Raw genomic sequence first — 25,725 nt, forward strand, 5'->3', positions numbered from 1 at the left:
TGGACTTCTATTCTACGTTCTTTATTTGACTTTTACTTTCGCGAAATACTTCATCGTGACTGCCTGTTGCTAGTAAATAAAGCTTGAGTTTCTGGTTTACAATTTTATACACAAGCAACCAATCTCTTTCGATATGAAGCTCTCTAAGTCCTTTATGCGAACCTTTTAATGAATGATCGTTGTATTTTTTAACGAGCGTTTCCCTTTCTTCTGCAACAATCAGTTCAATAACTATCTGTAGTTTAGACATATCATAATGCTTCTTTTTAGCTCTCTTAAAACCTTTTTTAAAAATGGGAGTGTACTCTATCACATTAATCGTCATTTAAATCTTCCATTAACTGTTTGACGTCGTGAACCTTTTTTGTATCACCATGCTCCATTTGTAAAACTGATCGATCTAGTTCACTTAAGGTTACCTCAAAGGGAATCCCATTTCTAGCAATAACTTGTTTCAAAAAAACTTTTATTCCTGTTGATAAATCCATTCCTAATGATTCTAAAATCTCTTTCGATAACTCCTTTGTTTCATCGTCGATTCTAACATTGATATTAGCCAAGATAATCCCTCCTCTAACCATATTGTAAAACAATGTGATCACAATGTAAACGAATGTGAAGAAAAAGCTCACGTCCTTTCACATTGAAAAATGAAAAGACATGAGCCTTAAACTTTACATCTGCACAATTGTTCCGCTGTTTCCATCCAGTGTTTCTGAAGCTTTTTCCAGTGAAGCGATGATCGCGCGACGACCGGCTTTTGATTCGGCGAAGTCGATGGCTGCTTCTACTTTCGGTAACATACTTCCTGGCGCGAATTGATCTTCGCTGATGTATTGTTTCATCTCTGCCACGGAAGTTGTTTCCAACGCTTTTTGATCAGGTTTGCCGAAGTTAACAAAAACATGATCAACGGCAGTTAAGATAATGAAGACATCGGCATCGATCAGTGCAGCCATTTTTGCGGCAGCAAAATCCTTATCGATTACGGCATCGACGCCTTTGTAACGCGTGCCTTCATAAATAACTGGTATGCCTCCTCCACCACAGGCGATCACGACTTGCCCCGCGTCGACTAAGGTTTGTAAGCTAACTTTTTCATAAATATCCACCGGTTTTGGTGATGGAACGACCCGGCGCCAACCGCGACCCGCATCTTCAACGTAGACATCTCCAGTCTCATCCATCAGCTTTTTCGCCTCTTCTTCGCTGTAATAGCCGCCAATTGGTTTGGTTGGATTTGAAAAGGCTGGATCTTTGGGATCTACTACCACTTGCGTCAGCATTGATACAACCGGGATATCTCCTAAGCCGCGAGAAACCAATTCTTCATCGATGGCTTGCTGTAGGTGATAGCCGATATAGCCTTGACTCATCGCGGTACATTCTGGAAATGGCATAGTATCTTCTGGTTTTTGGCTGGTTTCTTCAAAAGCCAAGCGGATTTTTCCGACTTGCGGACCGTTTCCGTGAGCAATCACTACATGGTGCCCCGCAGTAATCAGATCAGCGATGGATTTTGCTGCTAATTCAGCTTTAGTTAATTGCTCATTTGCGGAATTACCTAGCGCGTTTCCGCCTAGTGCGATAACGATTTTTGACATGACAAGCTCCTATCTTTGTGGTTGTTGCTGCGTAATACAGTGAATATTTCCGCCGCCGTAGACGATCTCTACCGTATTTACACCCACAACTTCTTTATCTGGGAAAATCATTTCTAATTGTTCCAAGGCTAATGCATCATTCTTATCACCATATTGCGGCACGATTACCCCGTTATTGGTAATTAAGAAATTCATGTAAGAAGCAATACAGATGTCCCCATCTTCTCGTGGCATCGTTCCTTCTACATAATCGATCTTGAAGTTGCCGTCAATCGTCACATTTTCGATTGGACAGCAGATCTTATGAACCTTTAATTTACGGCCTTTTGCATCCGTCATTTCAGTTAAGCGTTTATACGCGTCTTGAGCGGCCTCATAGAATGGGCTGTTTTCATCTTCTGTATAAATACATGCCACTTCACCTGGACGAACGAAGCAGGCAACGTCATCCACGTGACCGTTCGTTTCTTCTGGATCAATGCCGTCTCCTAACCAAAGTACTTTTTCACAATTTAAGTAATCGCACAATTTTTGTTCGATCTCTTCTTTGCTCATATGCGGATTGCGTCCTTCACTTAATAGACACATTTCAGTGGTCAACACAGTGCCCTCTCCATCAACATGGAAAGAACCGCCTTCTAAAATGAAATCATCTGTCCGATACGAATCAACATGTTCAATTTCACAGATTTTTTGTGCGACTAAATCATCTTGATCCCATGGGAAGTACAACCCGTCAACCAAACCACCCCAAGCATTGAAGCCCCAGTCGTTTGCACGTAATTCACCTTTGCCATTGATCACGAAGCTAGGCCCACAGTCGCGGATCCACGCGTCGTTATTAGACATTTCATAAACAGTAATATCTTCTGGTAATTGGCGACGACAGTTTTGGAATTGTTGCTGAGAAACCACCACGTTCATCGGTGTAAATTTACTAATGGCTTTTGCCACTTCAGTAAATGCTTCCTGTGCTGGTTTTCCTCCATCACGCCAGTTATCTGGACGCTCAGGCCAAATCATCCAAACCTTTTCTTGAGGTTCATACTCGCCAGGCATTCTAAACCCGTCTTGTTTCGGTGTTGTCTTTTCGATTCTCTTCGCCATTGTAAATTACTCCTTTTTTCTTGATTTTTTTCACCCATATAATCGCTTCACCAAATAGTGTGAAGACGACAGCTCCGATCGTAATCGGTAGTTGTTGACTCAATGTTTCCGCGTCAAATTGCAAAGGCAATGCTGTGAAGATCAAAGAGATCACGATCATGATCATCGGTAGCGCTACCAAAACTTTTAATACGCTATCACTCCCGCCAACTCTGAACGGCCGCGGTGTATCTGGATCGATTTTACGTAATTTGTAAAATGCTGGAAATACCGGCACATAGGACATCAAGAACATCACTAGGTTCAGTGAGAAGAATGCCCAGAATAGATCTTGATTTGGTAAAATCGGTGCAATCACCACGACTACTGAAGCAACGATACCATTCATGATCGCAGCCCCGATTGGCATTTCGTCTTTTCCGCCACGTTTGGCAAAAATTTTCGGCATATCACCATTTTCTGCTGCATAACAAGCGGTGTTGTTTACTCCCAATGACCATGAAATCATATTACCGAAGAGCGTAAGTAAGAATAGGAACGCCATTGCAATGATGAACCAGCCGCCAGTAGAGCCTGTCAATAGCTTGAAGCTGTCCATCAAGCCGCTGCCGGTACTGATCTGATCCGTTGGAATCGCCACACCAATCCCAAACGCTGAGAAGATGTAAATCGCCGCGATGACCAAACCACCAGCAATAATCGATTGCGGGATTTGCTTCTTCGGATCTTCCATGTCATCGGCAAAGGTACAAATAACTTCAAAACCTAATAAGTTGAAAATGATAACCGAAATAAACGATAAGCTGTTCAGGTCAAAACTTGGCAGCATTGAAGACAACGTAAACTCATTTGCCGCCCCTTTTGTCGCAAACGTATAAAGTCCTAAAGCACCAATCAAGATTGCCAATAGCATCTTAATCACAGCTGCTCCATTCAAAATCCACACGCTGTCTGCAACAGGATAAAAACTGATCCAAACGATGACCCAAATAAAGACTAATTCGATTAAAATTGCTGGTATTGTTGAAAATTCAATTCCTGTGATCGTCGTTAACAAGTCAGGACAAACAACGGCTAATGAAGCCAGCCATAATGGATAATTGATCCAATAATACCAAGAGACCCGCGATCCCCAACGATGGCCAAATGCTTGAGTTACCCAGTCATAAATACCGCCATCACCAATATAGGTTGTGCCTAATTCTGAAGAAATTAAGCCATATGGCAAAAGGAACGCGATTAATAGGAAGATCCACCAAAAGAACTGTGAATTCCCGATCGCCGCAACCGGCGCCGCTGCCTCTGCCACGAATACGACACAGATAACGGATAAGATTGCACTCATCAAACTAAACTTTTTCTTCTTTTCTCCCATTGTTTTCTTCCTTTCCGATACAAGGGAAACAGGGATTGAGGATTGCCTCAATCCCCGAATGGAAACAATCTTGATGAAGGGTGCTTAAAGCTGCAGATCATTTCCGTCCTCACCTCTTGGGTTTATAGTGCTTTGCCTAAAAAGACTTCCAAATCTGCTTTTGCTGCTGCTTTTTTCTTTTCATCAATTGGGTTCTTTTCTGCGTAATCATGCATCAAGTAAACTAACAATCCACGAATCGAAGTCAAACGATTTTCTGCTTCATCGAAACAAATTGAGTTTGGTCCATCCATTACTTCGTCAGTTACTTCTTCTCCACGTGTTGCAGGCAAGCAGTGCATGAACTTCGCATTTTCGCCAGCACGTTTCATTAATTCATCGTTTACTTGGTATTTCGGATAGAAGGTACTCATACGTTCTTCTTCAGATAATTCTGCTTCGTATAAGCCATACCAAACGTCTGTGTAAACGAAGTCTGAGCCTTCGATTACTTCGATTTGATCAGAAACAGTATACGAACCGCCAGATTCTTTACAAATCGCATCTAATCTCGCACGATGGTCATCATTCAATTGGAACCCTTCTGGACCGAATTGTACAAATTCCATGCCCATTTTTGTTGCGACTAAGCCTAATGAGAAACATACTTGTGTAGCGTCACCAATGAAGGATACTTTGCAGTCTTCAATTTTCTTGCCTTCTGGTAAATGTTCGATCATTGTACAAAGGTCGCCTAATTCTTGGGTTGGGTGATTGAAATCAGACATCCCATTGATCACTGGAATTGTTGCGTTGTTCGCTAGGTCATATACACTGTGATGACGCTCAACCCGTGCCATCAAGATATCTACTAAACGAGATAATACACGACTCGTATCTTCAATTGTTTCATGTCCGCCTAATTGGATTTGACCTGGCGCTAAATATTCTGCATGTCCGCCTAGTTGTGTCATCGCTGTTTCGAATGAAACCCGTGTTCTAGTAGAAGATTGTTGGAAGATCATACCTAACACTTTATCTTTTAATAATGGCGGATAAAAACCGTTTTTAATAGAAGCTTTGATTTTCAATGATAAATCAACGATGTATTGAATCTCCTCCTTTGTGTAATTTTCTGTTGTAATGAAATCTCTTTTTGCCATGTTGACGCCTCCTAAGTAATTTGTTTGCTTTTGCATCTTTACTTTAGGAGAAAAAGTACAAGTTTACGATAAGCTAAAGGATGTAAACGCTATCATTTAGAGTTATGACTTTTATACCGCTGGTTTATTTTTAGATGTAAACCTTTTATTTTTCAAGGGTTTAGAAAAGTTTAGGGAAAAGTTTAGCGTATTTTGAAGCGAAGGAGGAATAATTAATGTTATACTTAGGTTGAGAAACAGTTTTTTTGATCCTAAAATGAAAGGGGATTCAATATGATAGCTATCTTTGTTTATAACATCCTTTTGATCATCCTTTATTCCATTACCATGGCTTTTGCGATAAATTCCTATATAAAGGAAAAAAACAAAGTGTTTCTGTTAATCAGTCTTTATCTGGCCTTTTTTATTTTCGACAATATCATTATTTATATGACCGAGTTCCTCAATACCTTCGCTCAAAGCTATGACCAAGCGTTTATGAGCGCACCTGCGGTTAAGACCATTATTTTTATGGGTAACGCCTTCTTTTCAGTCTCTATTATTGCCGAATTACAGAAAGAAACACTTAAGCCACTGCACTATACCTTATTGATCGTCTTAGCCGTCTGGATGATTTCGATCCCGTTACTGCCTAATTCTGCCTTTAAAGTTTGGCTCTATTACTTAGGAAATCAAGTTTTTCTCTTTTATTTAGGGTTTTATTGCTGGCGAGGAGCAAAAAAAGACCTGCCTGATCTTAATAAAGGGTATCTTAAGAAATTAGCAGTCATCTGCCTTCTCTTTAGTATTTTGATCGTAATAGAAGATAGTTTTGTCATCTTTAACGTTGATCAATACAGCTCCTTAACGACGAAAATTTATAATCGCAGTATTTCTGAAGACATCTTCTCTATTGTCGTCTGTCTCCTGATGGTTCACTTTTTCCTAAAGGTTCGACAAGTACAGGAGGAAATCTCGACAGAGGAACAAGAAGAAGCCGTTTTAATCCAAAGATTTTGTCATGCTCACCAATTCACGCAGAGAGAAACAGAAGTCTTCGAGCTTTTGTTGTTCCACCGAACCAATCAGGAAATTGCAGATCAACTCTTTCTTTCACTAGGAACGGTAAAAACACACGTTCACAACATCTTTATCAAACTGGATATCAAGAAACGAACACAGATTTTCCCGTTGTTTGAAGAATACCAAGCATCCTCGAACGAAAAAATGATACTAAAAAAGAGCAATGATTTTTCATAAAAATCATTGCTCTTTTTTTTAATCATCTTCTGGATGGTTTTCTGACGACGAGCTAGAACTTGAACTCGATGAACTTGATGAACGAGAAGAATCGGATTCCCGCGAGCGAGATTCTTCTTCGGATTTTTTACGAGAAGAGTCATCTTTTCTGCTATCATCAATCGAATCAATAATATCTTTATAAGAGTCATAGGTCGCCTGTTTTTCAGCTAACTCTTTTTTCAATTCTGTCAATTCCTTGTTGCGGGCCGCAAGTTCTTTTGCTTGCCGCTCTTGGTAACTTTTTTCTGCCGCGGCCATTGAGGCATCACTTTGTTGGATCTGTGCAGCAAAATCATTATTCTCATTTGTCAGCTGATCTTTGACTGGTGCTAATTTTTCGAGTAGGGCTTCCTTATATTTACCATCTGGTAAAACAGCCAGTGTTTTAACCCCTTCTAAATAATCAGTCAGAGTCAAACTCGTCCCTTTATTGATCAAATTCGTCACGTCAGCATCCGCTTTGGAGAAATCCTTTGATTGTGTTTCTGCTATCCCTAAGATCATGCGGATATCTTGACCCCAAGACTTGTCTTTAGCTGAGCGCTCGTCTAGTTCACCTTTTAGTGTGTTGATTTTCTCTTCACTAGGCGCCTTTAAAACAGGGTGCGCTGAAAGATCCAGCCCATTTAAGACATCCTTTTCAAAAAGAGCATTCATCTCTTCCTGAAGTTTAAAATTTTTCTTCGCCTGATCGATATCTTCTAAGGTTCGACTCTCGCCTCTCTGACTTTTGACCTCATCTGCTAGCTCATCAAAAGCGTCAACTGAGATATCCGCTTTAAAATAGCCGGATGGTTGATCCTCATAAAGATCTGTTAAACGATCATTTAAGACCTTTTTAGTTTCCTTTTCTGACTGGATAACATTCTCTCGATAAATATGATAGCCGGCAAACCCTACAGCACCCAACACAACCAGTCCTAAAATCAGCCAACCGATTGTTTTTTTGTTCAAACCGGTTCCTCCTCATTTATTTCTACGTATCCCTTATTCCTGCTTTGTTCCTTAGTTTAATCTAAAGCAGTCACAGTATACTCACAACTATAACGCTTTTTACTGAATTTACAGTTTCATCTCAATACACAATTTTCTTAATATTATAGCATTTTACCCGTTGCAAAACACAGTCCGCAACAAAATCTTTAACAACTCTTTTTCTTTTTTGTTATTTTTAAATTATTAGAACGCGGGACCGCCATTTGTAAGCCAATGGATATCCTTTAACCTATTTCGCTATTTTTGATACACTCATTCTATTCTTAGAAAAGGGACTGATTTTATTGGAAAAACATGAAGAATTGAATAGAGGATTAAAAAATCGGCATGTTCAATTGATTTCAATTGGAGGAGCGATCGGTACAGGGCTGTTCCTAGGCTCAGGTAAAACCATTCAATTAACTGGTCCTTCGATTCTTCTTTCCTACACGATCACCGGCTGCATCATTTTCTTGATCATGCGGGCGTTAGGTGAATTGATGCTATCAAATTTAAATTATCATTCATTTTTAGATTTTATTGCAGACTATCTTGGCAATAAGGCGGCTTTTGTGACTGGCTGGACATATTGGTTTTGTTGGATTGCGATTGCCATGGCGGATTTAACCGCCACAGGTTTGTATGTTAGCTACTGGCTGCCCCATATCCCTCAATGGCTGCCAGAAGTCATTGCGTTGCTTCTGTTGCTCAGTTTGAATTTAGTCGCCGTTGGCCTTTTTGGCGAATTAGAGTTTTGGTTTGCCTTAATCAAAGTAGTGGCAATTATCGTCTTGATCTTCACGGGCGCCTTTATGATCTTCACCGGCTTCAAAACAAGCGCTGGCCCAGTTGATATTAGAAACCTGTGGAGTCATGGCGGATTCTTTCCGAAAGGTGCTAGTGGTTTTGTTCTTTCTTTCCAAATGGCGACCTTCGCCTTTTGCGGTGTCGAGCTCGTTGGCTTGATCGGTGGCGAAACATCCGATCCCAAATCGGTACTGCCAAAAGCAATCAACACCATTCCCGTACGGATCATTCTATTTTATCTCGGCTCATTGTTCATGATTATGTCGATTTATCCGTGGTCAAGCTTATCAGCGGATCAAAGTCCATTTGTTCAAGTTTTTTCTGAAATCGGAATAGCTGCCGCTGCCTCCATTGTGAATTTGGTTGTGTTAAGCTCAGCAATGTCTGCTTGTAATAGCGCCATATACAGCACGAGTCGAATGGTTCGGTCACTTGCCAAAGAAGGCAGCGCACCAAGCCGCTTTACCAAATTGACACGTAATCGTGTCCCTGGAAATGCGCTTGTATTTTCGACTTTGATCATTTTTATTGCCGTACTATTGAACTTTTTCGTTCCTAGCCATATTTTCACAATCATCAGCTCAATCGCGACGATTTGTTTTATCTTTATTTGGGGAATGATCGTATTCACTCATATGCGTTATCGTAAAACAAAGCCAGCTTTGGCAGCAAAAAACTCATTTAAATTACCGTTTTTTCCTTATTCAAACTATTTAGTTTTTGCTTTCCTCGTCTTTGTTTTGTTCGTTTTATCCCTTGCTTCTGACACACGCGAAGCGCTGTTTTTTTCACCCATTTGGTTTATTGGTCTTTTAGCCATCTACCATTTCAAGTTCGAACGAAACAGACCAATATTCAGCAAAATTTCGCATCATTCTGACGACATCAATCCAAAGTAGTTATTTTTACTTGCTTGGTATTGCACAAAAATCTAAAAAAAGAGAACCGCTACCCAACTTCTTTGAAATGCACCCTGTCAAGTAGACAGCTAAAAAACAAAAATAATGCTATTCAGGAATCGAGTCCTTCGATTCCTGTTTTTTTATGCGGCTTGCTTTCTAAACTCGTTTGGCGAAAGCTCGTTCAACGCTTCGGAATAGCGATAGTTATTGTAGTAACGCATATAACTACTAACAGATTTCTTTAGTTCATCAAAATTTTGATAGCTTTCTTGATAAAATTTCTCTTCTTTAAATGTGCCCCAAAAGTGTTCGATCGGTTGATTATCCAGACAGCGACCAACTCGGGACATGCTTTTGGTGAACCTATAGTTCGTTTCGAGTGCTTTATAGTCATAAGAGGTATATTGAAACCCACGATCACTATGAAGCAGCGGTTTGACGCCAGGATTCTTGCGCATGGCTTTTTTAACAGTAGTCATGACAAGGAGGTTATTATTGGAATGATCGAGCTCCCAAGAAACGATCGAGTGATCATAAAGATCGATGATGGCACTCAAATACGCCTTTCGACCGTTACCGTATCTCAATTCAGTAATATCCGTACACCATTTTTGATTGGGCTTCTCAGCGGTAAACTTCCGGTTTAATACATTTTCTGCGACGTGTGCTTCTGTTGCTTTTACATAGGTCGGACGCTTTTTCTTGATCACTGCTTTGATCCCAAGTGCTTTCATTAAACGGTAATAACGTTTCCGAGAATAGCGCTTCTTAAGTTTTATGTTGAGTTGCATTCGAATTTGTCGATAGCCGATCGCGCCTTTCTTACTGTCGTATTTCTTTTTAATTTCTTTGGCTAGTTTTCGATTCTCAAGTTCTTTCTTGGAGGGTTTCCACTTTAACCATTTATAGTAAGAGGAGCGTGCGACCCCAGCTAATCGACAGAGTTGCGTGATTGAATAATGCTTTTCTTCATGCAATTCAGAAATGGCTTGGTAGAGTTCAACGTTTCTCACTAATGTGAGGGTCGGTTTCGCCGCTGAATCTCTTGTAACTTTTTTGCGAAGTCATTCTCCATTTCTAAATGCCTGTTTCGTGCTTCTAGTTCTTTTACTCGTAATTTCAGCCGTTCTTCTTCGGTTAAGAACTCGCTTGATCTGTTTCGTCCACGGTTATCTTTTAGTGCTTCTTCTCCGTGTTGTTGGTATTTTTTTACCCAAGAATAGACTTGTTGGTATGAAACATCATATTTTTCAATCGCTTGCGTGTAATTCAGCTCGTTAGCGATTGTATATTGAGCGATCTCGATACGCTCTTGATAGGTGGTTTTACGTCCTTTTTTCATGGTTTTGGGTACACAGCCTTTACTGGTAGATTTTGTCGGTTCCCCAGTAGTATAACGTGAAATCCAGTTTCTTAACACAGAAGTCGAAGAAATTTGAAAGAACATTGTGGCTTCTAAAACGGACATCTTCTTATTAATGACAGCCAAAACAGCGGCTTGTTTCAGTGCCTGATCATATCGTTTCCATGTGTTTGATTCTTTCAGCCCTTCTAGACCACCATCCTTATATTTGCGAATCCAATCATTTATAGTTTTCCATGAAAGGGAATGTTTCTTAGCGATACTGTTCATACTACGACGGTCATCTATTACCTCTGAAATGACATAATACTTTTCTTCTGGAGAATAAAGACTTCTCTTAGACATACAAAAACTCCCTATAAAGTAGATTTGGAATTTTTGTTTTTCCTTGTCTACTTTATAGGGAGCATATCACTTTGCGTGTTAGGTAGCGGTTCTTTCTAATTCTTTTATTGTCCCTCTCCGCCGTCTTTGAACAGATTGCTTTCGCGACGGAGCTGGTAGATTTTATGAATATTGATGATTAAAGTTTTAATCACCGCGTACACTGGAATACAGATTAACATACCTACGATGCCTGCAACGCTTCCTGCACCGATTAGAACTAAGATGATTGTCAATGGGTGAATATTTAACGACTTGCCGAACAATAACGGTTTGATTAAATTTCCATCTAACTGCTGAATGACTAAGATCGATATTCCCATATAAAGCGCCTGAAGCGGAGAAATAAATAGCCCAACGATCACTGCTGGTACTGCTCCGATAAATGGCCCCACATAAGGAATAATATTGGTAATTCCGCAGAAAATCGCTAACAACAGACTATACGGCTGTTTGAATATCGTCATAGCAATAAAACTAAGAATCCCAATGATAAAAGCATCCAAGACAGTACTGCTAATGTAAGCAGACAGCGTTTCATTCAGTTCACGAACTGTTTGACGCAGTTCCTTACGAATAGTAATCGGAAAGAAATGTGACACAGCATCCAAGAATTTATGTCCGTCTTTAAACATAAAGATCAAAATAAAAGGCACTGTGAACAAGAGCACAAAGAAACTCATCGCAAAACTAACAATCCGTGACAAGCTTGAGGTCACACTCACGATGGCAAGATTGATTAATTTAGTGATAGTTAAATTAGCCGAAGCCAGCTGTTCTTCCAATTTAAAATTTTTGAATTCTTCCCGACTAGCCAAATCATTAATCCAACGACCCGATTCTTCTGCATAAACTGGTAAATTTTGTGTCAGTTGAACAGTTTGTTCGATCATTTTCGGTACAGCATTCATCATGATCAATACAATGATAAAGGCAATCACAACGAATGAAACCAGAAACCCTGCGACACGAGGAAGACCTGCTCTTTCCTCTAAAAATACCACAATCGGATCAAACATATAGTAAAGAAAACCCGCGATCAATAGCGGCATCAAAATAGCAGAAGCCATTCCCACGACTGGTTTGAAGATGTTCGGCATTTGTAATAAAAAATAAATACCGATAATTGTTAAGACAATCTCAGCAGTCCAAAAAAACAGCTTTGATTGTTTAAAACGTGAAAGCATAAATACCTCCTTAAATATTCTTATCCCCCAGGATATGGCTTCATCTTATCATTTATGAGGAAACACACGAAAGGTTATAGTGAAAATAAAATAGAAATTTTAGATAATTTACAGATTCATATCATTTTGCTCAATGTTAAGAAAAAAATGATTAAGCCTATTTTTTGTCTAGTGAATCTTTCTTCGCTACAATAAAAAGAAAAAGGATTTGATAATAATGGAACGACCATCGACAAAAGCGACCCGTTGGATCAAGTTTATCGGCGGCCGGAACCTCATCTTTACCCTGATTGCCGGTGTTTTATTAGGTGCGTTGATTTTTGTTTTTTATCACGTGCGCTTCATCTTCAACCCGCTATTGATTATCTTTAAAACCATTTTTGCCCCAGTTTTACTTTCACTGATCTTATACTATTTATTAGATCCGATCGTCAATTATTTTGAAAAAAAAGGGATAAAACGGATTTACTCGATTATCGGCATCGTGATTATTTTGCTGCTATTAATAGGTGCTTTCAGCGTTTGGGCCGTGCCGAGAATCTACAGTCAGACAGCCAGTTTAGTCTCGGATTTCCCGCAACACGTTGAAAACTTTAATCAGACATTGCAGAATCTCGCCTCAGGAACCCCTTTGGAAAGCCCAATTGAGGAAGTCTTCGGTTCATTAGAAGACGTTGTTTTTCAGATCATCAACACGTTGTCGAATTCTTTAGGCGATTTTCAGAGTTTTATTGGCAACTTATTTTCGACAGTTAGCGGATTTTTCGTTATTTTGTTTACAGCGCCGATCATCACTTTCTTTCTATTGAAGGATGCCCACCATTTTCATGGGTATTTCTTAAAGCTGTTACCGCCAAAATTTCGTGACGATTCCAATGAGCTAGGGGCAATCTTAAACAGCCAAGTCGGCGATTATTTGAAAGGCCAATTTATCGTTGCTTTAGCCAATGGCGTGATTGTTTTTATCGGTTTTCTGATTATTGGTATGCCCTATAGCCTACCCCTAGCAATCTTAGTCACCGTTACTTCGGTAATTCCTTACATCGGTCCATTTATCGCGTTTGTTCCCTGTGCAGTGATCGCTGTCTTACATTCTTTCCAAATGCTGATCGGTCTGATTATTGTTTGGGTCGTAGAACAAATTCTGAATGGCAACGTAATCGAGCCAAAAGTTCTAGGCGATCAATTGAAGGTCCATCCTGTTACTATCGTGCTAGTGTTATTAGTGATGGGAAATCTTTTCGGATTATTCGGATTGGTTTTCGGTATTCCCACCTACACGATTTTCAAAGCCTTCGGTGTCTTCCTCTTCCGTAAATTCAAGCAGCGCTACAACCGCTACTATGGAAAAGATGATGGCGAATATGAAAATACTGAGTTTTCCCAAGAAGAATACCCAAATAATTAAAATCTGCCCCTCTAGGCAGTTTTTTTTTAAACGAAAAAGAGCGGATTTCTCCGCTCTTTTACTTTATTTCAACCGCATCACAAATCGCTCTAATCTCTGGATCGCTTCTTTTAACTCATAAATCGAATAGGCATATGATAGCCGCAAGAAGCCTTCGCCGCTCTTTCCAAAAGCCGATCCAGGAACGACCGCCAGCTTCTCTTCATCTAATAGACGCAACGCAAACTCTTCACTGCTCAAGCCAAATTGACTAACCTGCGGGAAGAGATAAAATGCACCCTTGGCTTTATAACATGGCAGCCCCATCTTTTCTAACGCATGATGCAGGTAATTTCGACGTTCCTCATAGGACAGTCGCATCGGCTCAACCGTTTCCTGCCAATTATTTTTCAAACCGGCCAGCGCAGCATATTGACTCGCTGTTGGTGCCGCCATAATCGTATACTGATGCAGCTTCAGCAGCTGCTCCATAAATACTTCTGGTCCCGCCATGAAGCCTAAACGCCAGCCCGTCATCGCAAAGCCTTTTGAAAACCCGTTAATGACGATCGTCCGTTCACGCATTCCCGGCAGCTCCGCAATACTAGTAAACGGCTCATCATAAACCAATTCCGCATAAATCTCATCTGTAATCACTAAAAGATCATGTTTCTTTACAACATCAGCAATCTTGATCAACGCTTCGCGATCCATTGTTCCACCCGTCGGATTGTTTGGGTAAGACAAAATCAAAATCTTGCTTTTTTCAGTAACCGCTTCTTCTAATTCCTCTGGCGTCAGCATAAACTGATTCTTCGCTTGCAGGTCGATCGTCACAGGTGTCCCGCCAGCGATTTGAGTAATCGGCTCGTAGCAAACAAAACTTGGCTGAGGAATGATGACCTCATCCCCTGGATCAACAAAAATTCGCAACGCCATATCGATCGCTTCGCTTCCGCCGACTGTGACTACCACTTCCGTTTTCGGATCATAGTGCACTTTGTTTCGATAATGCAGGTAGTCACTGATTCTTTCACGCAGCTCGATCAGCCCAGCATTAGCCGTGTAAAACGTCCGTCCCTCCTGAATGGAACGCACTCCTTCTTGCGCCATATGTGACGGCGTATCAAAATCCGGCTCGCCAACACCAAGTGAGATCGCATCTGGCTGATCAGAAACAATGTCAAAGAATTTTCGAATGCCCGAAGGCTGAATATCTGTGATTTTTTTCGTTAAAAAATTTCTCATGGGCTCACCTGAATTCTAGGGTCGGAGTCATCCTGATACATGTCGACGCCCCACTCCTTGTATTTGTCTAGCAAGAAATGCGTCTGTGTTCCTGAAACGTCAGGAATTGACGCTAAGTTGGTAGAAATGAACTTAGAAATTTCTTTGATGTTGCGCCCTTGCAGCAGTAAGATGAAATCAAAACCACCACTGACAAAAAAGAACGATTTGACTTCAGGAAACTTCCGAACACGCTCCGCAATCTCACGATAGCCTTCTTCGCCTTTAGGAATCGTTTGAACCTCAACCAAGGCTTCGATCCAATCATCCTCCACTTTATCCCAGTCTATCAAGGCACGATACCCGCAAATAATTTTTTCTTGTTCCATTCGTTTGATTTCAGCAGAAACGATCACTTCATCTTCGCCCAGCATCACCGCATATTCCTCAATACTTAACCGACAATCGGATTCGATCAGCTTCAATAGTTGCTTGCGTTTACTTTGTTCCATATGAACGTCTCCTTCAATTTAACAATTTATTAGCTATTTTTAATCTTTCATTTATTATTCCCAAAAAAGGAAAAACTGTCAAACTATTTCGAAAATTTTCTACTGTCATTTAAAAACCTAAATCTTTTTCTTCTGCTCAAAAAAAATGCATTTTTTTATAACACAAACGAGTCGTTTCATAGTACAATAAACTGGATGAGCAACAAGTTAAATGCGTTAGAATAGGAGGATGGGGAATGGAACAAGTAGTTGAGATATTTATTGAAAAACAGAGGCAGCGTTTAGCTGATGGCAAGATTCGTCAAGAAGAGTACGAGGCTTTTTTAGATGGGATCAATGATGCGCTCTCATTTTTAGGGATGCATTATGTGAATAGCTCAGAAACAGTCGAGCATGACGATCGTAAAGCCGCAACCTTTAACGAAATCGAAGAAAAATATAAAAAATTTCGGGAAGTAGCAATGTACAAGAACAGCTTCCTGCGCGTATCAGATATCATCAAGCATTCTGGTCAAATGACCGATGAACTGCAAAAAATCACTAAGACAGTCAAAGAAGAACTTTAAAGAAGCGATGATTCGCTTCTTTTTTTGGCTTTCTTATTATCTTAGTGCTTCTAATCATCCTTCAAATTTTCGTAAAAAGAAAAGTTACTGTATCAAGTGTTCTTCTTCTAAATTACCTTTGCCCAATTTCGCCTGCTCCGAATACGTATCTACGATTTTTTTATCCGCTAGACTTCCTATCTGGACAACGCACATCACAGCTACACCAATAAACCCGCCTAGGAAAAATAATCCTAACCCAATGAGGATACTCATTTTCATCCCGCCTTTTCTCGCCTTCTTTCCTATAATTATACAGATCCCTACTCAGAAAAATCTGAGAATTTTGTATAGTTTTGTGAAGTTCTTTGAGATTTGGTGACAAAAAAGGATTTCCCATCGTTCATAAATCAACGACAAGAAATCCTATTAATGCTTGAATACTTCGAAATTACATTCAACTACTTAGATCGTCTACAGATACTGTATCTTTTAGGTATCAAAAAACTTCTTCGGGGGAAACACTCTCTGGTACTGGGATTCATCTTTCTATTGCATCTTTTTGTGCTTTCTGCGTTACTTGTTCCTAACGCTATCTGAGACTTTTGTGAACGATTGTTAATCTATTTTGATCTGCCTAAGAAAAATGACACGATTAATACCAAAATGACTGCACCAATGATCGATGGTACCAGTGCCATGCCCGCCAATGAAGGTCCCCATGATCCTAGTAACGCTTGACCTAATGCTGATCCGACTAAACCGGCTACGATATTAGCGATCCAGCCCATGCTGTTTCCTCTACCTGTGATCGCTCCAGCGATTGCTCCAATGACTGCTCCAATAATTAATGACCATAATAAACCCATGATAACTTCCTCCTTTGATTATTGTACTCGTGGTTCACGATTTTCTTCGATTTTTGCTTGTGCTTTGTTTGTTCCGCGATTGACGGCACTTTTTGCTTTGTCTGTTTGTTTTGAAGCAAATTGTCCAGTTGTTTTTGCGGCACTTGTTACTTTGTCCTGCACCGTTTCGCTGTCTTCTTGATATTCAGCTTCTGACTTGATATCGACAACGTGAATGTTTACTTCGATTACGTCAAGATGCGTCATTTTCTCCACTTCATCATGGATAACTTCCTTGATTCGATCCGCGATTTTAGGAATGTCACGACCGTATTCAATGACGACATCCATATCAACAGCGACTTGTTTTTTGCCGACTTCTGTTTCGATTCCGGCAGTCACATTGTCTGTATTGACTAATTTCTCAGCGATATTAGAGAAGAATCCGCCATCCACTGTTAGCAATCCATCGATTTGTTCCACTGCTGTACCGACGATTTTTTTTATCACTTTGTCGTCATAGGTCAATTCCCCTTTAACGCTTGCGGTACTGTTTGTTTTTGCTGAATCTGTATGAACGCCTGCATCCATTCCGTTCGTGTTGTAATTTTCCATTATAAATTCCTCCTAAATAGTGGTTTGTACAATGATTAAATGATTAATTGTTCTTCCGTTGACTGAAATAGTTGTCCAACATACCGGTTTGTTCGAAATAGCTTCCCAGCCAAACACCAAGCCCTGTTAATAACACAATCAAGAGTGTCTTAAAAAAGCCCAGCGTGACAAACAATATGGCAAGAACCAAGCCTGATCCGCCAAAGATCATCGGGAGCTTGTGTTGAGTGATTAATTTTTCCATCTGTCTCCCTCCTAACTGTTATCCTGTGTTCCAAAATTGAATGAATCGGTCTTCGTTATTGTACGCGTGACTGATTCGTGACGTTTTTTTCTTCTTCATCAAATGCCTTATAGGCAACGTTTACTTTAATTTTTTCCTGACTGCCAAGTATTCCCTGCAAATCATTCTGAATTTCTGTCATTAATGCATTGGTTTTTCCAATTAACGACGATGTTCGAGTCAGCTGTCCCTTCACTTTGACCTTAATCTTGTTCTTAGTCGCCCGAACCTTCACATCAGGGGATGAAACAAAGCCTACGCCCCGTAATTTCGAACGAACGAATCCTTCAATCGCCTTCTTGTCTAAAGACAAGCGTCCCTTGTCTTCCTTTAATACAAAGGTTTGTTTCACCTTTGGATATAGGATCAGAACGAGAATGACAACGACTAAGACAATTGTAACGACTAGAGCGATCCAAAATAGGTATTGGCGAAAATAGTAATTTGTCAAAGAGTTTTGTAAAAATTCTCCGCGGCTTATGCCGAATGGAAGATTCAAATACGGTGAACTAATGGCGATGACCATTAGCATGACAGAGATCAAAATCAATGAAAGAATGATCCCAATTGCTTTTATTCCTCGATTCATAGTGCACCTCCTTAAAAACTTTTAACAGTTTGAACAATTGCTTAACGGTAACGATCCGTTCCTGTCTGTTTCTTCACACGTGCCAAAGCAACAGCCGGTTGTCTCCGCTTAACTAACAAAGAGATTAAATTTAGAATCAATGAAATCCCGATCGCTTCGATTAAATGTATCATTGCGCATCCCTCCTTACAGATTGATCGCTTCTCCTCCAGTAACACCATAAATCTGAGCAGTCACATAGCTTGCATCATTTGAGGCTAAGAAAACATACACCGGCGCCAATTCAACGGGCTGACCCGCTCTTTCTAACAAGGAGTCCTGACCGAATTCAGGTAGCTTTTCTTTAGGTTGGCCTTGATCTAACTGAAGCGGGGTCCAGATTGGACCTGGCGCAACACCATTCACTCGAATGCCCTTTTTTGCTAGCTGTTGTGCTAAACCAACAGTAAAGTTCGCAATCGCCGCTTTCGTTGCGGCATAATCCATCAAGTGATCACTTGGATTGAAGGCTTGGACAGAAGTTGTTGTAATAATACTGCTGCCTGCAGGTAAATGCGGCAAAGCTTCCTGAACGAGGGCAAACATCGAAACAATATTCACCTTGAACGTGTCTTCGACTTGTTGAATTGGTAATTCTTCAATGGATTCTTGAGAAATTTGCTGAGCAGAATTTAACACGAGTGTGTCTAATCCATCCAATTCTGCGACAGTCTTTCTGATCATTTCACTTGGGGCTTCGTCATCGCGTAAATCATAAGGAAGCAAGACTGCTTTTCTTCCAGCTTCTTCGATATACTTGGCGACCTCTTTCGCATCCTCTTCTTCACCTGGGAAGAATTGCAGTGCGACATCTGCCCCTTCTCGAGCATAAGCAATCGCTGCTGCCCGACCAATACCTGAGTCGCCTCCGGTAATCAATACTCTACGATTTTCTAATTTTCCATTACCAACATAGCTTTCTTCTCCGCAATCTGGTTGTGGCTTCATGTTGGTCTGTAGTGCGGGAGTGTTCTGATCCTGTTTTTCAAACGAATCCCGATAATATAACTTCCTAGGATCTTTTAAAATTGGTTTCATAAATTATCTTCCTCACTTTCTAAGATTATCTTAACTTGAATTATTTATTTTTCACAACATTTAGCTCATAATATCCAAATTCACATTATTTAAGCTTAATATTTGACAATATTATTAGTATAAGTTAGTTGGTTTTTACGTTTGAATTCATTAGAAATAACCTTCAACTTATTTTTTGTTTTACAAAAGAAAACAAAATGACTATTAAGTGATTTTAATAAGATTAAGAAAGAAGAAGATTTTGAATTATCTGCGGAGAGAGGAATCGAGTACGAGTTCTTTATAGTGTTAGATAGAAGGAGTTCGATAAAAACGAAGGTCTCTATAACGACGGAACAAGGAGCTTGCTCCAGCAAAAATGAAGCAATCTATTATTGTACTAAAAAAAAGAATTCTCGATCAACTTGCAAAATTGCAAAATCACCCCCAATTTTGCATGTTTCAAACGAAGGAATGCGGATTTCAGCCTCTAAAGCAGTAATTTTAGGGGGGTGATGGTTATTTTGCGATTCGCATTTATTTCCCTCATCCGCTATCTTTTAATTACCGGCCGGAACAAAAAATATGGAGGAATAACAATGATTCAGAAATTAAGTACCAGATTACAAGTTCAATTAACTTTGCCTGGAGTAGACAAACTGAAGAAGGTCTCGTTTGCAAATGTCATAGAAGAACCAGCAGAAGTCGAGGTCATCAAGCTAGGCGAGATCATGGCAGCACTAGATCAAAACGGGACCCTTTTGGATGGCGTAATTATCACCAGTCAGTCACGCGTAACGAAATCGCAGGAGGAAAAATGAAATGAAAAAAATTGAAGCGGTCTTTACGACCAGTAGCGGACGATCACAAACCTGGAGCTATCCAAATCCGGGAGAAGGAAAAGCCAATCAAGAGATTCAAGATATTTTAGAAGAAATAACCGTATTAAACCTCTTTAAAAAGGACGACGAAAAACTTTTCAACGAGGTTATTCGAGCCAAATATGTTGAGACAATCGAAACGGTTATCTTTTAAACGAAAGAAATGAGGATCGGCGGCATACGCGTCGCCCTCCTCTATTAAAAAATAAAAGCAAGGAGCGATACTATGAATGAACAGACATTATCTCATCGACAATTGTTCAATCTAACCCCAAAAACGTTGGAAAAACGCATTACCGACTATTATTACAAAACTCAAAACAGCAGCTTAACAATCAAATACATTTTGGCATTACGTGTAAGATACCAGCTAGGCGCGGAGGAATTTGCCTTAATTCTGAAGGATCTCGTCCGAGAAATATTCGAAAACACTAAAGCCACGCGAACCATGAAACGCTTTTTCTACTACTTCCAAGATTATTTTATGGCTCCTGAATGGCGTGCCTTAACTACAAAAGTATTCCCTATCCGCAGCTTTGGCGAAAAAGCCAAAGCAATCGTTCACTCTCTTATTTCAATCGTCCGCCCAGAGGAAACAAACGAGCCTTGAAACTAAGCTTACCTATGCAAAAATAACCAAGAAAGGATAAGAAAAATGAAAAAGGATTTAGTTACCACATTTACCAATAGTCTAGGCAAAGAACATGATTGGACATACAAAGGCTTGAATCCCGATCTGCCAGTACCAGCGATCAAAGAAGCCTGCGAACTTTTGACTAGTCTTGATATTTTTGAACAGGATGGCGTCAAATTATTTCATACAGTTGTAACTGCAAAGATCGTGACGACGATTGAAACAGAAATTTTTGACAAAGAAAAGAACCCGCCAAATGATGCAGATTACTGCGAGGAAGCTCGGGTAAAAGAAGATACTATAGCTGTACCAAAGCCTAAAGAAGAGTTACCTGCTAAAGCAGGAAGAAGTTATGACTATTTATATTCAAAATCAAGAACTACGATTGAAGAAAAGCTAGCAGTACAAGCAGATCCAATCAACTGCAGCCTTTCGCCAAAATCTGAAGAAACAATAATCGAAGAACAACCAATCGTCACTGAAGAAAATTCTGTCACTACGTCTTCAGAGCCTCTTCTGTCACAATCTGAGTTAAATAAGTCTAAGAAACCCAAAAAAGGATTCTTCGCTTGGCTTCGCCATAAGAAAAATCGCAATAAGGACGATCCAGATATTCGATCAGGTGATCCTATTTCGTCGGGTTAGAGGTAAAAGTAACTGTCTGTGTTTACAGCCCGATGTTTCTCATTCTAGAGGGAGACGCTTGATTCAAGCTTACTGGTGAAGAACCAATTAAACACCCACGGTTTTTTTAGAATCACAGGTACACCAACAGGTCTATTTATTTTCAATTGTAATGCTTGTAGATGTTCCTCCACATTTTAAAGATGTTACTGAGGACGCTATCCCAAATTTTCTGAAATGAAATTCATGTAGCTAGGCAAGCCCCAAACAATCTTGAAATAGTTGACGTCACTATTTTTGTCAAAGTATATACTATCTTTTGTCGTACACTTTGTTTGGAAATCTTTTCTGTTCTCATTAATAAAATCAATCGCTTTTGCATGAATCAAAGCTTCATCAGAAAAATTAAAAGAACCGTCTTCTGGCAGGTCTAATAAATTTAGAGCTTCTTCCGGATACTCATGACCCGCAAGAAATCTAGTAATTTCTACCATATCTTTGTTCAACTGAGCCCACTCTTCTAAGGAAGTCTGACAATAAATATGGGCAAAGACGTCATCACTGTACGTTTTAATACAACAACATAGTTTTTCCTTATTGGGAAAAAAGTTCAGAAAAAAATTGAGCAAGTATAAATCCTTTTTGGATACCGCACTACCAGCAGAAATTTCCAAATTATAAATTTTTACTGGGCGTGAGGGTAATTTAAGCCTGCCTTTTTTGAAAAAATCAACCATCATTGCCACCTCCGCATTCCTTCATACATGAACAATCAGTTACTGGTTTTTATTTCTTTTGTCAAAGTATACTAGATTTAAGGCACGTTATCACATCTGTAAAAGATTAAGGAGCCGATATGATCACTAAATTTTGCTCCACCTATTTCAGCTTCATCATTTCCCTTTTTGTTCTATCAGAACCAGCAAAGAGATAGCTACACATTTTTAGAAGGAGTCCTATATCAATTGATATTTCGCATGAACCCAATTCTTATCATTCATGATACAGCTTTCTTCAACTAAATTTTAATCCTATCGTTGAAAGCACTCCCCAATCACAAGCCGAACTATCGTTTTGAAAACGTAAAAAAACCGAAACCTGCAATAAAGCAAGTCTCGGTTGCAAATTAATCTCTCAACTCTTCACCATTGGTTTCGATCACTTTTTTATACCAATCAAATGATTTTTTCTTACTAGGTTTCAAGGTTCCGTTACCTTCATTGTCGCGATCGACGTAAATGAAGCCATAGCGTTTCTTCATTTCACCCGTCCCAGCAGACACAAGGTCGATACAGCCCCAGCTTTTATAGCCTAATAGTTCCACGCCATCCAACTCCACCGCATCCTTCATCGCTTGGATATGTTTTACTAAATAGTCGATCCGATAGTCATCCTCCACATAGCCATTTTCATCGGGTGTATCAATAGCGCCTAAGCCGTTTTCTACGATAAATAGCGGTTTTTGGTATCGGTCATAGAGATCGTTCATCGTGATACGCAGTCCGAGTGGATCAATTTGCCAGCCCCATTCGCTTGATTCTAAGTAATCATTTTTCACTGAAGCAAAGATGTTCCCACCGGTTTGTTCCAACAATTCAGGATCAGTTGTTGCTATACGGGACGAGTAATAAGAGAAGGAAATAAAATCAACCGTGTGAGCCTTCAACAACTCTTGGCTAAAAAAAGAGCTGTTCGATCCAATTAATGTTATTAAATAAAAATAGACCTGAATTCCTCAGATCTATCCCTTCATTAATAGTTCATTGTAAAACGCCTGACCGATTTCCTTCAGCTCACTTTTGTTAAAGGATTTTGCGATCCAAGTTGGCATCGGTGCTTCGATTGTTCCATAAATCTCGATCATGACTTGAATGAAGTCTTGCGGGTTCAACTGGTCAATCGCTTTTCGTAGACGTCTTGCAGGTTCCAGTAATTGGCTCTCCATTTGATTGGTACGATACATTCGGTAAATCGTTCGGCCTTCCTCTGCGGCCAATGAAAATAGTGGCTGCTCCTCAGCGATTGTCTGTAGGCTCTCCTGCTTGTAACGATCATACCGCTGCTGCCAATCTAAAAGTTCACCATAGACGATTTCGATTTTTTGTTTGCGGACTGTAGCTAAGGCACTGTAAAAATCGATGGGCAATTTTTCGACTCGGCGTTCACGTTTGATCCACGTTGCTAAGGTCGATTGTGGAATGCCCGCAAGCTTGCCAAACTGTTCAACTGTAATACCAAGATCCCGACGAATGTACATTTTAATTGGGTGTTCGATCGATGATAATGCCATATTTCCCACCTAGCTCTCCTGCGATATTTATACCTCATTATAGCTCGATACAAAAAAAAATACCAAGACGAACGGTCATTTCGACCCTCGTCTTGGTAGTTACTTTCTTTTCTTTGACTGTATTAGACGTGGATCAGTTTGATCTTTTGGCTGACTGAATCGGCGTTCAGTCATTGCCTTTTGCACCGCCATCCGCTGTTTTTGTTTTTCTAAACGATTTATTTCTGCTTCAACACGCCGTTTGTCATGTTCATTCAGAGAAGGAAGTTCCTGCTTACGCTGGTTGATTTCTTTTGTGACATGCTCTTCCCAATCAGCCATGACCTGGCGCCAGCGATCGGGATTTTGATCATCATCGCCCTTTATCGAATCACGCAGCAGACTTGAATAACGCCGCATTGAATTTCCCCAGACCTGATTTCGATCTTGAAAATAATCAGCCTGCTGATCATCATCTAATGTCGCAATTAAGTTGTCTTCTTCGCGATCAATGATGTTTTGCAGAAATGCTAGAATCGGCAGGATTAAATAGATGATCAACGCTGGTCTGACGTAAAACATCCCGAATATTAACACGAGTATTCGAAAGCCAATCGATAGCATATCTTGTTTGTTTAATTCATTGATTCGCCGCTTCCGTTGCTCCTCATCTTTTATCGTTTGTCCTGTTAATGCCACAATCAAACGCCGCATCACCAAGGTAACAATCAAGGTCAACACACCATAGATCAACAAGGTCTCTTTTGTCGTATCTTCAATCAGTAATCGCGTAACCGATGGCACTAAGGATAAGAAAAACAACAATAACAGGTAAATAACTAAATCTATATTTTTAACACGCTCGATCTTATTAAAGGCATAGGCGGTCTGAAACCATAGATTCGCCACAAAACAGAAGCTAATAAAGTAGATGCCCACTACTCTAAATAATGAGTATAGGTTCACCGCGCCATTTGCGGCTGTTTGAATCGGTAATTCCAAGACGATGATTGTTAAAATAATCGCGATGATCGCATCACCAAAGACGACTACACGTTCTTTCATATTCTCAACTCCTCTGACTTATCATATACCAAATAAAGCAAAAAGAATAATGATAAGGGGAGCTTACAATATAGTTATTCAATTAATTGGTCTTCCGGCAAGGTTTCCTTATTCGACAAACGTGTTAACAAGATAACTGAGACAATGACTACCGCAAAGCCCAATACTTGAATCCCTGCAAATCGGCTGTGAAACAGTAAAACACTCAGAAGCGTTGCTAGAATCGGTTCCACCACCGTCAATACACTGGCCAACGATGCTTCGATAAACCGCAGACTGGACAATTGAAATAAAAACGGCAAGGCCGTTCCAAAAATGACGATACTGATCACTAGCCCAAGGGACAAACCATCCATTTTGAATCCTGGACGCCACATTGGATGAATCGGCTGGAAGGCGACCCCGCCAATCAGCATACCCAAACCAGCGATCCGCATCTCACCATATTTCACTAGCAAGTTCCGTGGCTGCAGCGTATAAAAAGCCAACGTAATAGCAGACGCGATTCCCATCACAAAACCCATTGTAGAGATATTTAAGGTTTGAATGTTGCCTTCAGCCACAATCAAAAAAACACCCATAAATGTCACTGCCAGTAACAGTACTTCAATGATATTGATTGTTTTTTCCTTATTAAGGACGAGAAAAAGAAAGATAAAAATCGGACCGGTAAATTGCAGAATCGTCGCAATCGCCGCTCCACTGTATTGTATCGCTTTAAAATACGTGTACTGTACACCCAGCATCCCGATCAGCGAAAACAGAAGCAACCCGAAAAGGTCCTTCTTAGAAAACCGTCTCCGTGGTTCCTTTCGCTGAAAAAAACTAACCCCCGTAAGCAGGATACCCGCTGAAAAAAGTCGGACACTCGCTAGCCATTCCGGTGAAACTTGATACTCATCAAAAAGAATTTGGCACATAATCCCCGATAACGCCCATAAAGCACCGGCGGAACAAGCTAATAATACTCCTCTAACCTTCATTATTTGCTCCTTTTCACATTTTCCCCATTATAGCACTCGTTAGTGCTCACTTTGATCCTTATTCCAAGAAAAAACCAACC

Annotated in this window: 31 protein-coding genes and 1 pseudogene; 8 read left to right on the top strand and 24 right to left on the bottom strand. The window is 40.1% G+C overall.

Annotation, left to right across the window (positions count from 1 at the left end):
* Positions 1-7 precede the first annotated feature (7 nt).
* The 6 genes from IGI44_RS17840 to ptcA form a co-directional block, all read right to left on the bottom strand.
* The gene (locus IGI44_RS17840) at positions 8-325 is read right to left on the bottom strand and encodes a type II toxin-antitoxin system RelE/ParE family toxin (RefSeq protein WP_438789288.1); all 318 of its coding nucleotides are present in this window, start codon (positions 323-325) and stop codon (positions 8-10) included.
* A complete protein-coding gene (locus IGI44_RS17845; RefSeq protein WP_438789289.1) occupies positions 315-560 on the bottom strand; it encodes a type II toxin-antitoxin system RelB/DinJ family antitoxin in 246 nt (81 codons plus the stop codon). Before IGI44_RS17845 ends, IGI44_RS17840 begins: the two co-directional genes overlap by 11 nt.
* Before the next feature lie 114 nt (positions 561-674).
* Entirely contained in the window at positions 675-1,604 is a 930-nt protein-coding gene (gene arcC, locus IGI44_RS17850) for a carbamate kinase (protein ID WP_438789290.1), read from the bottom strand.
* Positions 1,605-1,613: 9 nt separating this feature from the next.
* Entirely contained in the window at positions 1,614-2,711 is a 1,098-nt protein-coding gene (aguA, locus tag IGI44_RS17855) for an agmatine deiminase (protein WP_438789291.1), read from the bottom strand.
* Positions 2,665-4,086, bottom strand: coding sequence for an APC family permease (locus tag IGI44_RS17860; RefSeq protein WP_438789292.1), 1,422 nt, complete (start codon positions 4,084-4,086; stop codon positions 2,665-2,667). The genes aguA and IGI44_RS17860 overlap by 47 nt, the downstream gene beginning before the upstream one ends.
* A gap of 122 nt (positions 4,087-4,208) precedes the next feature.
* On the bottom strand, positions 4,209-5,228 hold the full coding sequence (gene ptcA / locus IGI44_RS17865) for a putrescine carbamoyltransferase (RefSeq protein ID WP_438789293.1): 1,020 nt from the start codon (positions 5,226-5,228) through the stop codon (positions 4,209-4,211).
* A 273-nt stretch (positions 5,229-5,501) separates the two neighbouring features.
* Between ptcA and IGI44_RS17870 the strand changes: the two genes are divergently transcribed.
* The gene (locus IGI44_RS17870; protein WP_438789294.1) at positions 5,502-6,467 is read left to right on the top strand and encodes a response regulator transcription factor; all 966 of its coding nucleotides are present in this window, start codon (positions 5,502-5,504) and stop codon (positions 6,465-6,467) included.
* Positions 6,468-6,485: 18 nt separating this feature from the next.
* On the opposite strand, the gene IGI44_RS17875 is transcribed toward IGI44_RS17870, so the two are convergent.
* On the bottom strand, positions 6,486-7,463 hold the full coding sequence (locus tag IGI44_RS17875) for a hypothetical protein (RefSeq protein WP_438789295.1): 978 nt from the start codon (positions 7,461-7,463) through the stop codon (positions 6,486-6,488).
* Between the two features lie 326 nt (positions 7,464-7,789).
* Here IGI44_RS17875 and IGI44_RS17880 point away from each other — a divergent pair, with 326 nt between their 5' ends.
* Positions 7,790-9,190 carry an amino acid permease gene (locus IGI44_RS17880; protein ID WP_438789296.1) on the top strand — a complete coding sequence of 467 codons (1,401 nt, stop codon included), beginning with the start codon at positions 7,790-7,792 and terminating at the stop codon, positions 9,188-9,190.
* A gap of 143 nt (positions 9,191-9,333) precedes the next feature.
* Here IGI44_RS17880 and IGI44_RS17885 read toward each other — a convergent pair whose 3' ends face one another.
* The 3 genes from IGI44_RS17885 to IGI44_RS17895 form a co-directional block, all read right to left on the bottom strand.
* Positions 9,334-10,206, bottom strand: coding sequence for an IS3 family transposase (locus tag IGI44_RS17885; RefSeq protein ID WP_438786459.1), 873 nt, complete (start codon positions 10,204-10,206; stop codon positions 9,334-9,336).
* Positions 10,206-10,901 (bottom strand): transposase, encoded by a 696-nt coding sequence (locus IGI44_RS17890; RefSeq protein ID WP_438786461.1) that lies wholly within the window; start codon positions 10,899-10,901, stop codon positions 10,206-10,208. Before IGI44_RS17890 ends, IGI44_RS17885 begins: the two co-directional genes overlap by 1 nt.
* Before the next feature lie 104 nt (positions 10,902-11,005).
* Complete coding sequence (locus IGI44_RS17895) at positions 11,006-12,127, bottom strand: AI-2E family transporter (protein WP_438789297.1); 1,122 nt, start codon at positions 12,125-12,127, stop codon at positions 11,006-11,008.
* 217 nt (positions 12,128-12,344) lie between these two features.
* On the opposite strand from IGI44_RS17895, the gene IGI44_RS17900 reads away from it, so the two are divergent.
* Entirely contained in the window at positions 12,345-13,535 is a 1,191-nt protein-coding gene (locus tag IGI44_RS17900; protein ID WP_438789298.1) for an AI-2E family transporter, read from the top strand.
* A 63-nt stretch (positions 13,536-13,598) separates the two neighbouring features.
* Here the strand turns inward: IGI44_RS17900 and IGI44_RS17905 are convergent, their stop codons facing one another.
* A complete protein-coding gene (locus tag IGI44_RS17905; RefSeq protein WP_438789299.1) occupies positions 13,599-14,762 on the bottom strand; it encodes an aminotransferase class I/II-fold pyridoxal phosphate-dependent enzyme in 1,164 nt (387 codons plus the stop codon).
* The gene (locus tag IGI44_RS17910; RefSeq protein WP_438789300.1) at positions 14,759-15,253 is read right to left on the bottom strand and encodes an Lrp/AsnC family transcriptional regulator; all 495 of its coding nucleotides are present in this window, start codon (positions 15,251-15,253) and stop codon (positions 14,759-14,761) included. The genes IGI44_RS17905 and IGI44_RS17910 overlap by 4 nt, the downstream gene beginning before the upstream one ends.
* A 236-nt stretch (positions 15,254-15,489) precedes the next feature.
* On the opposite strand from IGI44_RS17910, the gene IGI44_RS17915 reads away from it, so the two are divergent.
* Positions 15,490-15,819 (top strand): hypothetical protein, encoded by a 330-nt coding sequence (locus IGI44_RS17915; RefSeq protein WP_438789301.1) that lies wholly within the window; start codon positions 15,490-15,492, stop codon positions 15,817-15,819.
* An 84-nt stretch (positions 15,820-15,903) separates the two neighbouring features.
* Here the strand turns inward: IGI44_RS17915 and IGI44_RS17920 are convergent, their stop codons facing one another.
* The 7 genes from IGI44_RS17920 to IGI44_RS17950 all read right to left on the bottom strand — a co-directional run bounded on the left by IGI44_RS17920 (position 15,904) and on the right by IGI44_RS17950 (position 19,210).
* Positions 15,904-16,074, bottom strand: a complete 171-nt coding sequence (locus tag IGI44_RS17920; protein WP_438789302.1) for a DUF3789 domain-containing protein — start codon at positions 16,072-16,074, stop codon at positions 15,904-15,906.
* Positions 16,075-16,421: 347 nt separating this feature from the next.
* The gene (locus IGI44_RS17925) at positions 16,422-16,667 is read right to left on the bottom strand and encodes a GlsB/YeaQ/YmgE family stress response membrane protein (RefSeq protein ID WP_016178779.1); all 246 of its coding nucleotides are present in this window, start codon (positions 16,665-16,667) and stop codon (positions 16,422-16,424) included.
* A gap of 18 nt (positions 16,668-16,685) precedes the next feature.
* A complete protein-coding gene (locus tag IGI44_RS17930) occupies positions 16,686-17,261 on the bottom strand; it encodes an Asp23/Gls24 family envelope stress response protein (protein ID WP_438789303.1) in 576 nt (191 codons plus the stop codon).
* Positions 17,262-17,304: 43 nt separating this feature from the next.
* Positions 17,305-17,505, bottom strand: a complete 201-nt coding sequence (locus IGI44_RS17935; protein WP_438789304.1) for a DUF2273 domain-containing protein — start codon at positions 17,503-17,505, stop codon at positions 17,305-17,307.
* Positions 17,506-17,560: 55 nt separating this feature from the next.
* Positions 17,561-18,133, bottom strand: a complete 573-nt coding sequence (gene amaP, locus IGI44_RS17940) for an alkaline shock response membrane anchor protein AmaP (protein WP_438789305.1) — start codon at positions 18,131-18,133, stop codon at positions 17,561-17,563.
* A 41-nt stretch (positions 18,134-18,174) separates the two neighbouring features.
* Complete coding sequence (locus IGI44_RS17945; RefSeq protein ID WP_438789306.1) at positions 18,175-18,306, bottom strand: hypothetical protein; 132 nt, start codon at positions 18,304-18,306, stop codon at positions 18,175-18,177.
* A gap of 13 nt (positions 18,307-18,319) precedes the next feature.
* Entirely contained in the window at positions 18,320-19,210 is an 891-nt protein-coding gene (locus tag IGI44_RS17950) for an SDR family oxidoreductase (RefSeq protein WP_438789307.1), read from the bottom strand.
* Between the two features lie 578 nt (positions 19,211-19,788).
* On the opposite strand from IGI44_RS17950, the gene IGI44_RS17955 reads away from it, so the two are divergent.
* The 4 genes from IGI44_RS17955 to IGI44_RS17970 all read left to right on the top strand — a co-directional run bounded on the left by IGI44_RS17955 (position 19,789) and on the right by IGI44_RS17970 (position 21,349).
* Positions 19,789-20,010 carry a hypothetical protein gene (locus IGI44_RS17955; RefSeq protein ID WP_438789308.1) on the top strand — a complete coding sequence of 74 codons (222 nt, stop codon included), beginning with the start codon at positions 19,789-19,791 and terminating at the stop codon, positions 20,008-20,010.
* A 1-nt stretch (position 20,011) separates the two neighbouring features.
* Entirely contained in the window at positions 20,012-20,224 is a 213-nt protein-coding gene (locus IGI44_RS17960) for a DUF2922 domain-containing protein (RefSeq protein WP_438789309.1), read from the top strand.
* A 72-nt stretch (positions 20,225-20,296) separates the two neighbouring features.
* Positions 20,297-20,680: a hypothetical protein gene (locus IGI44_RS17965; RefSeq protein ID WP_438789310.1), complete on the top strand. Its 384-nt coding sequence runs from the start codon at positions 20,297-20,299 to the stop codon at positions 20,678-20,680.
* A 45-nt stretch (positions 20,681-20,725) separates the two neighbouring features.
* Positions 20,726-21,349: a DUF2922 family protein gene (locus tag IGI44_RS17970; protein ID WP_438789311.1), complete on the top strand. Its 624-nt coding sequence runs from the start codon at positions 20,726-20,728 to the stop codon at positions 21,347-21,349.
* 197 nt (positions 21,350-21,546) lie between these two features.
* Here IGI44_RS17970 and IGI44_RS17975 read toward each other — a convergent pair whose 3' ends face one another.
* From IGI44_RS17975 to IGI44_RS17995, 5 genes and pseudogenes are all read right to left on the bottom strand, one after another.
* Positions 21,547-22,068 carry a hypothetical protein gene (locus tag IGI44_RS17975; RefSeq protein WP_438789312.1) on the bottom strand — a complete coding sequence of 174 codons (522 nt, stop codon included), beginning with the start codon at positions 22,066-22,068 and terminating at the stop codon, positions 21,547-21,549.
* A 386-nt stretch (positions 22,069-22,454) separates the two neighbouring features.
* Positions 22,455-23,000 (bottom strand): annotated as a pseudogene (locus tag IGI44_RS17980) (family 1 glycosylhydrolase); the annotation flags it as partial.
* Positions 23,001-23,069: 69 nt separating this feature from the next.
* Complete coding sequence (locus IGI44_RS17985) at positions 23,070-23,618, bottom strand: hypothetical protein (RefSeq protein ID WP_438790292.1); 549 nt, start codon at positions 23,616-23,618, stop codon at positions 23,070-23,072.
* Positions 23,619-23,717: 99 nt separating this feature from the next.
* Complete coding sequence (locus IGI44_RS17990; RefSeq protein WP_438789313.1) at positions 23,718-24,662, bottom strand: TMEM175 family protein; 945 nt, start codon at positions 24,660-24,662, stop codon at positions 23,718-23,720.
* Between the two features lie 74 nt (positions 24,663-24,736).
* Complete coding sequence (locus tag IGI44_RS17995; protein ID WP_438789314.1) at positions 24,737-25,645, bottom strand: DMT family transporter; 909 nt, start codon at positions 25,643-25,645, stop codon at positions 24,737-24,739.
* Positions 25,646-25,725 lie beyond the last annotated feature (80 nt).

Origin of the sequence: Enterococcus sp. DIV0756, assembly GCF_051710745.1 — a bacterium.
In the GTDB taxonomy this organism is placed as follows: domain Bacteria; phylum Bacillota; class Bacilli; order Lactobacillales; family Enterococcaceae; genus Enterococcus_A.

Bases quoted from the DNA above. Each gene is read 5' to 3' on its own strand.
- IGI44_RS17840 (WP_438789288.1), bottom strand. From the start codon at position 325: ATGACGATTAATGTGATAGAGTACACTCCCATTTTTAAAAAAGGTTTT.
- arcC (WP_438789290.1), bottom strand. From the start codon at position 1,604: ATGTCAAAAATCGTTATCGCACTAGGCGGAAACGCGCTAGGTAATTCC.
- aguA (WP_438789291.1), bottom strand. From the start codon at position 2,711: ATGGCGAAGAGAATCGAAAAGACAACACCGAAACAAGACGGGTTTAGA.
- IGI44_RS17860 (WP_438789292.1), bottom strand. From the start codon at position 4,086: ATGGGAGAAAAGAAGAAAAAGTTTAGTTTGATGAGTGCAATCTTATCC.
- ptcA (WP_438789293.1), bottom strand. From the start codon at position 5,228: ATGGCAAAAAGAGATTTCATTACAACAGAAAATTACACAAAGGAGGAG.
- IGI44_RS17870 (WP_438789294.1), top strand. From the start codon at position 5,502: ATGATAGCTATCTTTGTTTATAACATCCTTTTGATCATCCTTTATTCC.
- IGI44_RS17890 (WP_438786461.1), bottom strand. From the start codon at position 10,901: ATGTCTAAGAGAAGTCTTTATTCTCCAGAAGAAAAGTATTATGTCATT.
- IGI44_RS17895 (WP_438789297.1), bottom strand. From the start codon at position 12,127: ATGCTTTCACGTTTTAAACAATCAAAGCTGTTTTTTTGGACTGCTGAG.
- IGI44_RS17900 (WP_438789298.1), top strand. From the start codon at position 12,345: ATGGAACGACCATCGACAAAAGCGACCCGTTGGATCAAGTTTATCGGC.
- IGI44_RS17905 (WP_438789299.1), bottom strand. From the start codon at position 14,762: ATGAGAAATTTTTTAACGAAAAAAATCACAGATATTCAGCCTTCGGGC.
- IGI44_RS17910 (WP_438789300.1), bottom strand. From the start codon at position 15,253: ATGGAACAAAGTAAACGCAAGCAACTATTGAAGCTGATCGAATCCGAT.
- IGI44_RS17915 (WP_438789301.1), top strand. From the start codon at position 15,490: ATGGAACAAGTAGTTGAGATATTTATTGAAAAACAGAGGCAGCGTTTA.
- IGI44_RS17920 (WP_438789302.1), bottom strand. From the start codon at position 16,074: ATGAGTATCCTCATTGGGTTAGGATTATTTTTCCTAGGCGGGTTTATT.
- IGI44_RS17925 (WP_016178779.1), bottom strand. From the start codon at position 16,667: ATGGGTTTATTATGGTCATTAATTATTGGAGCAGTCATTGGAGCAATC.
- IGI44_RS17930 (WP_438789303.1), bottom strand. From the start codon at position 17,261: ATGGAAAATTACAACACGAACGGAATGGATGCAGGCGTTCATACAGAT.
- IGI44_RS17935 (WP_438789304.1), bottom strand. From the start codon at position 17,505: ATGGAAAAATTAATCACTCAACACAAGCTCCCGATGATCTTTGGCGGA.
- amaP (WP_438789305.1), bottom strand. From the start codon at position 18,133: ATGAATCGAGGAATAAAAGCAATTGGGATCATTCTTTCATTGATTTTG.
- IGI44_RS17945 (WP_438789306.1), bottom strand. From the start codon at position 18,306: ATGATACATTTAATCGAAGCGATCGGGATTTCATTGATTCTAAATTTA.
- IGI44_RS17950 (WP_438789307.1), bottom strand. From the start codon at position 19,210: ATGAAACCAATTTTAAAAGATCCTAGGAAGTTATATTATCGGGATTCG.
- IGI44_RS17955 (WP_438789308.1), top strand. From the start codon at position 19,789: ATGATTCAGAAATTAAGTACCAGATTACAAGTTCAATTAACTTTGCCT.
- IGI44_RS17960 (WP_438789309.1), top strand. From the start codon at position 20,012: ATGAAAAAAATTGAAGCGGTCTTTACGACCAGTAGCGGACGATCACAA.
- IGI44_RS17965 (WP_438789310.1), top strand. From the start codon at position 20,297: ATGAATGAACAGACATTATCTCATCGACAATTGTTCAATCTAACCCCA.
- IGI44_RS17970 (WP_438789311.1), top strand. From the start codon at position 20,726: ATGAAAAAGGATTTAGTTACCACATTTACCAATAGTCTAGGCAAAGAA.
- IGI44_RS17975 (WP_438789312.1), bottom strand. From the start codon at position 22,068: ATGATGGTTGATTTTTTCAAAAAAGGCAGGCTTAAATTACCCTCACGC.
- IGI44_RS17985 (WP_438790292.1), bottom strand. From the start codon at position 23,618: ATGGCATTATCATCGATCGAACACCCAATTAAAATGTACATTCGTCGG.
- IGI44_RS17990 (WP_438789313.1), bottom strand. From the start codon at position 24,662: ATGAAAGAACGTGTAGTCGTCTTTGGTGATGCGATCATCGCGATTATT.
- IGI44_RS17995 (WP_438789314.1), bottom strand. From the start codon at position 25,645: ATGAAGGTTAGAGGAGTATTATTAGCTTGTTCCGCCGGTGCTTTATGG.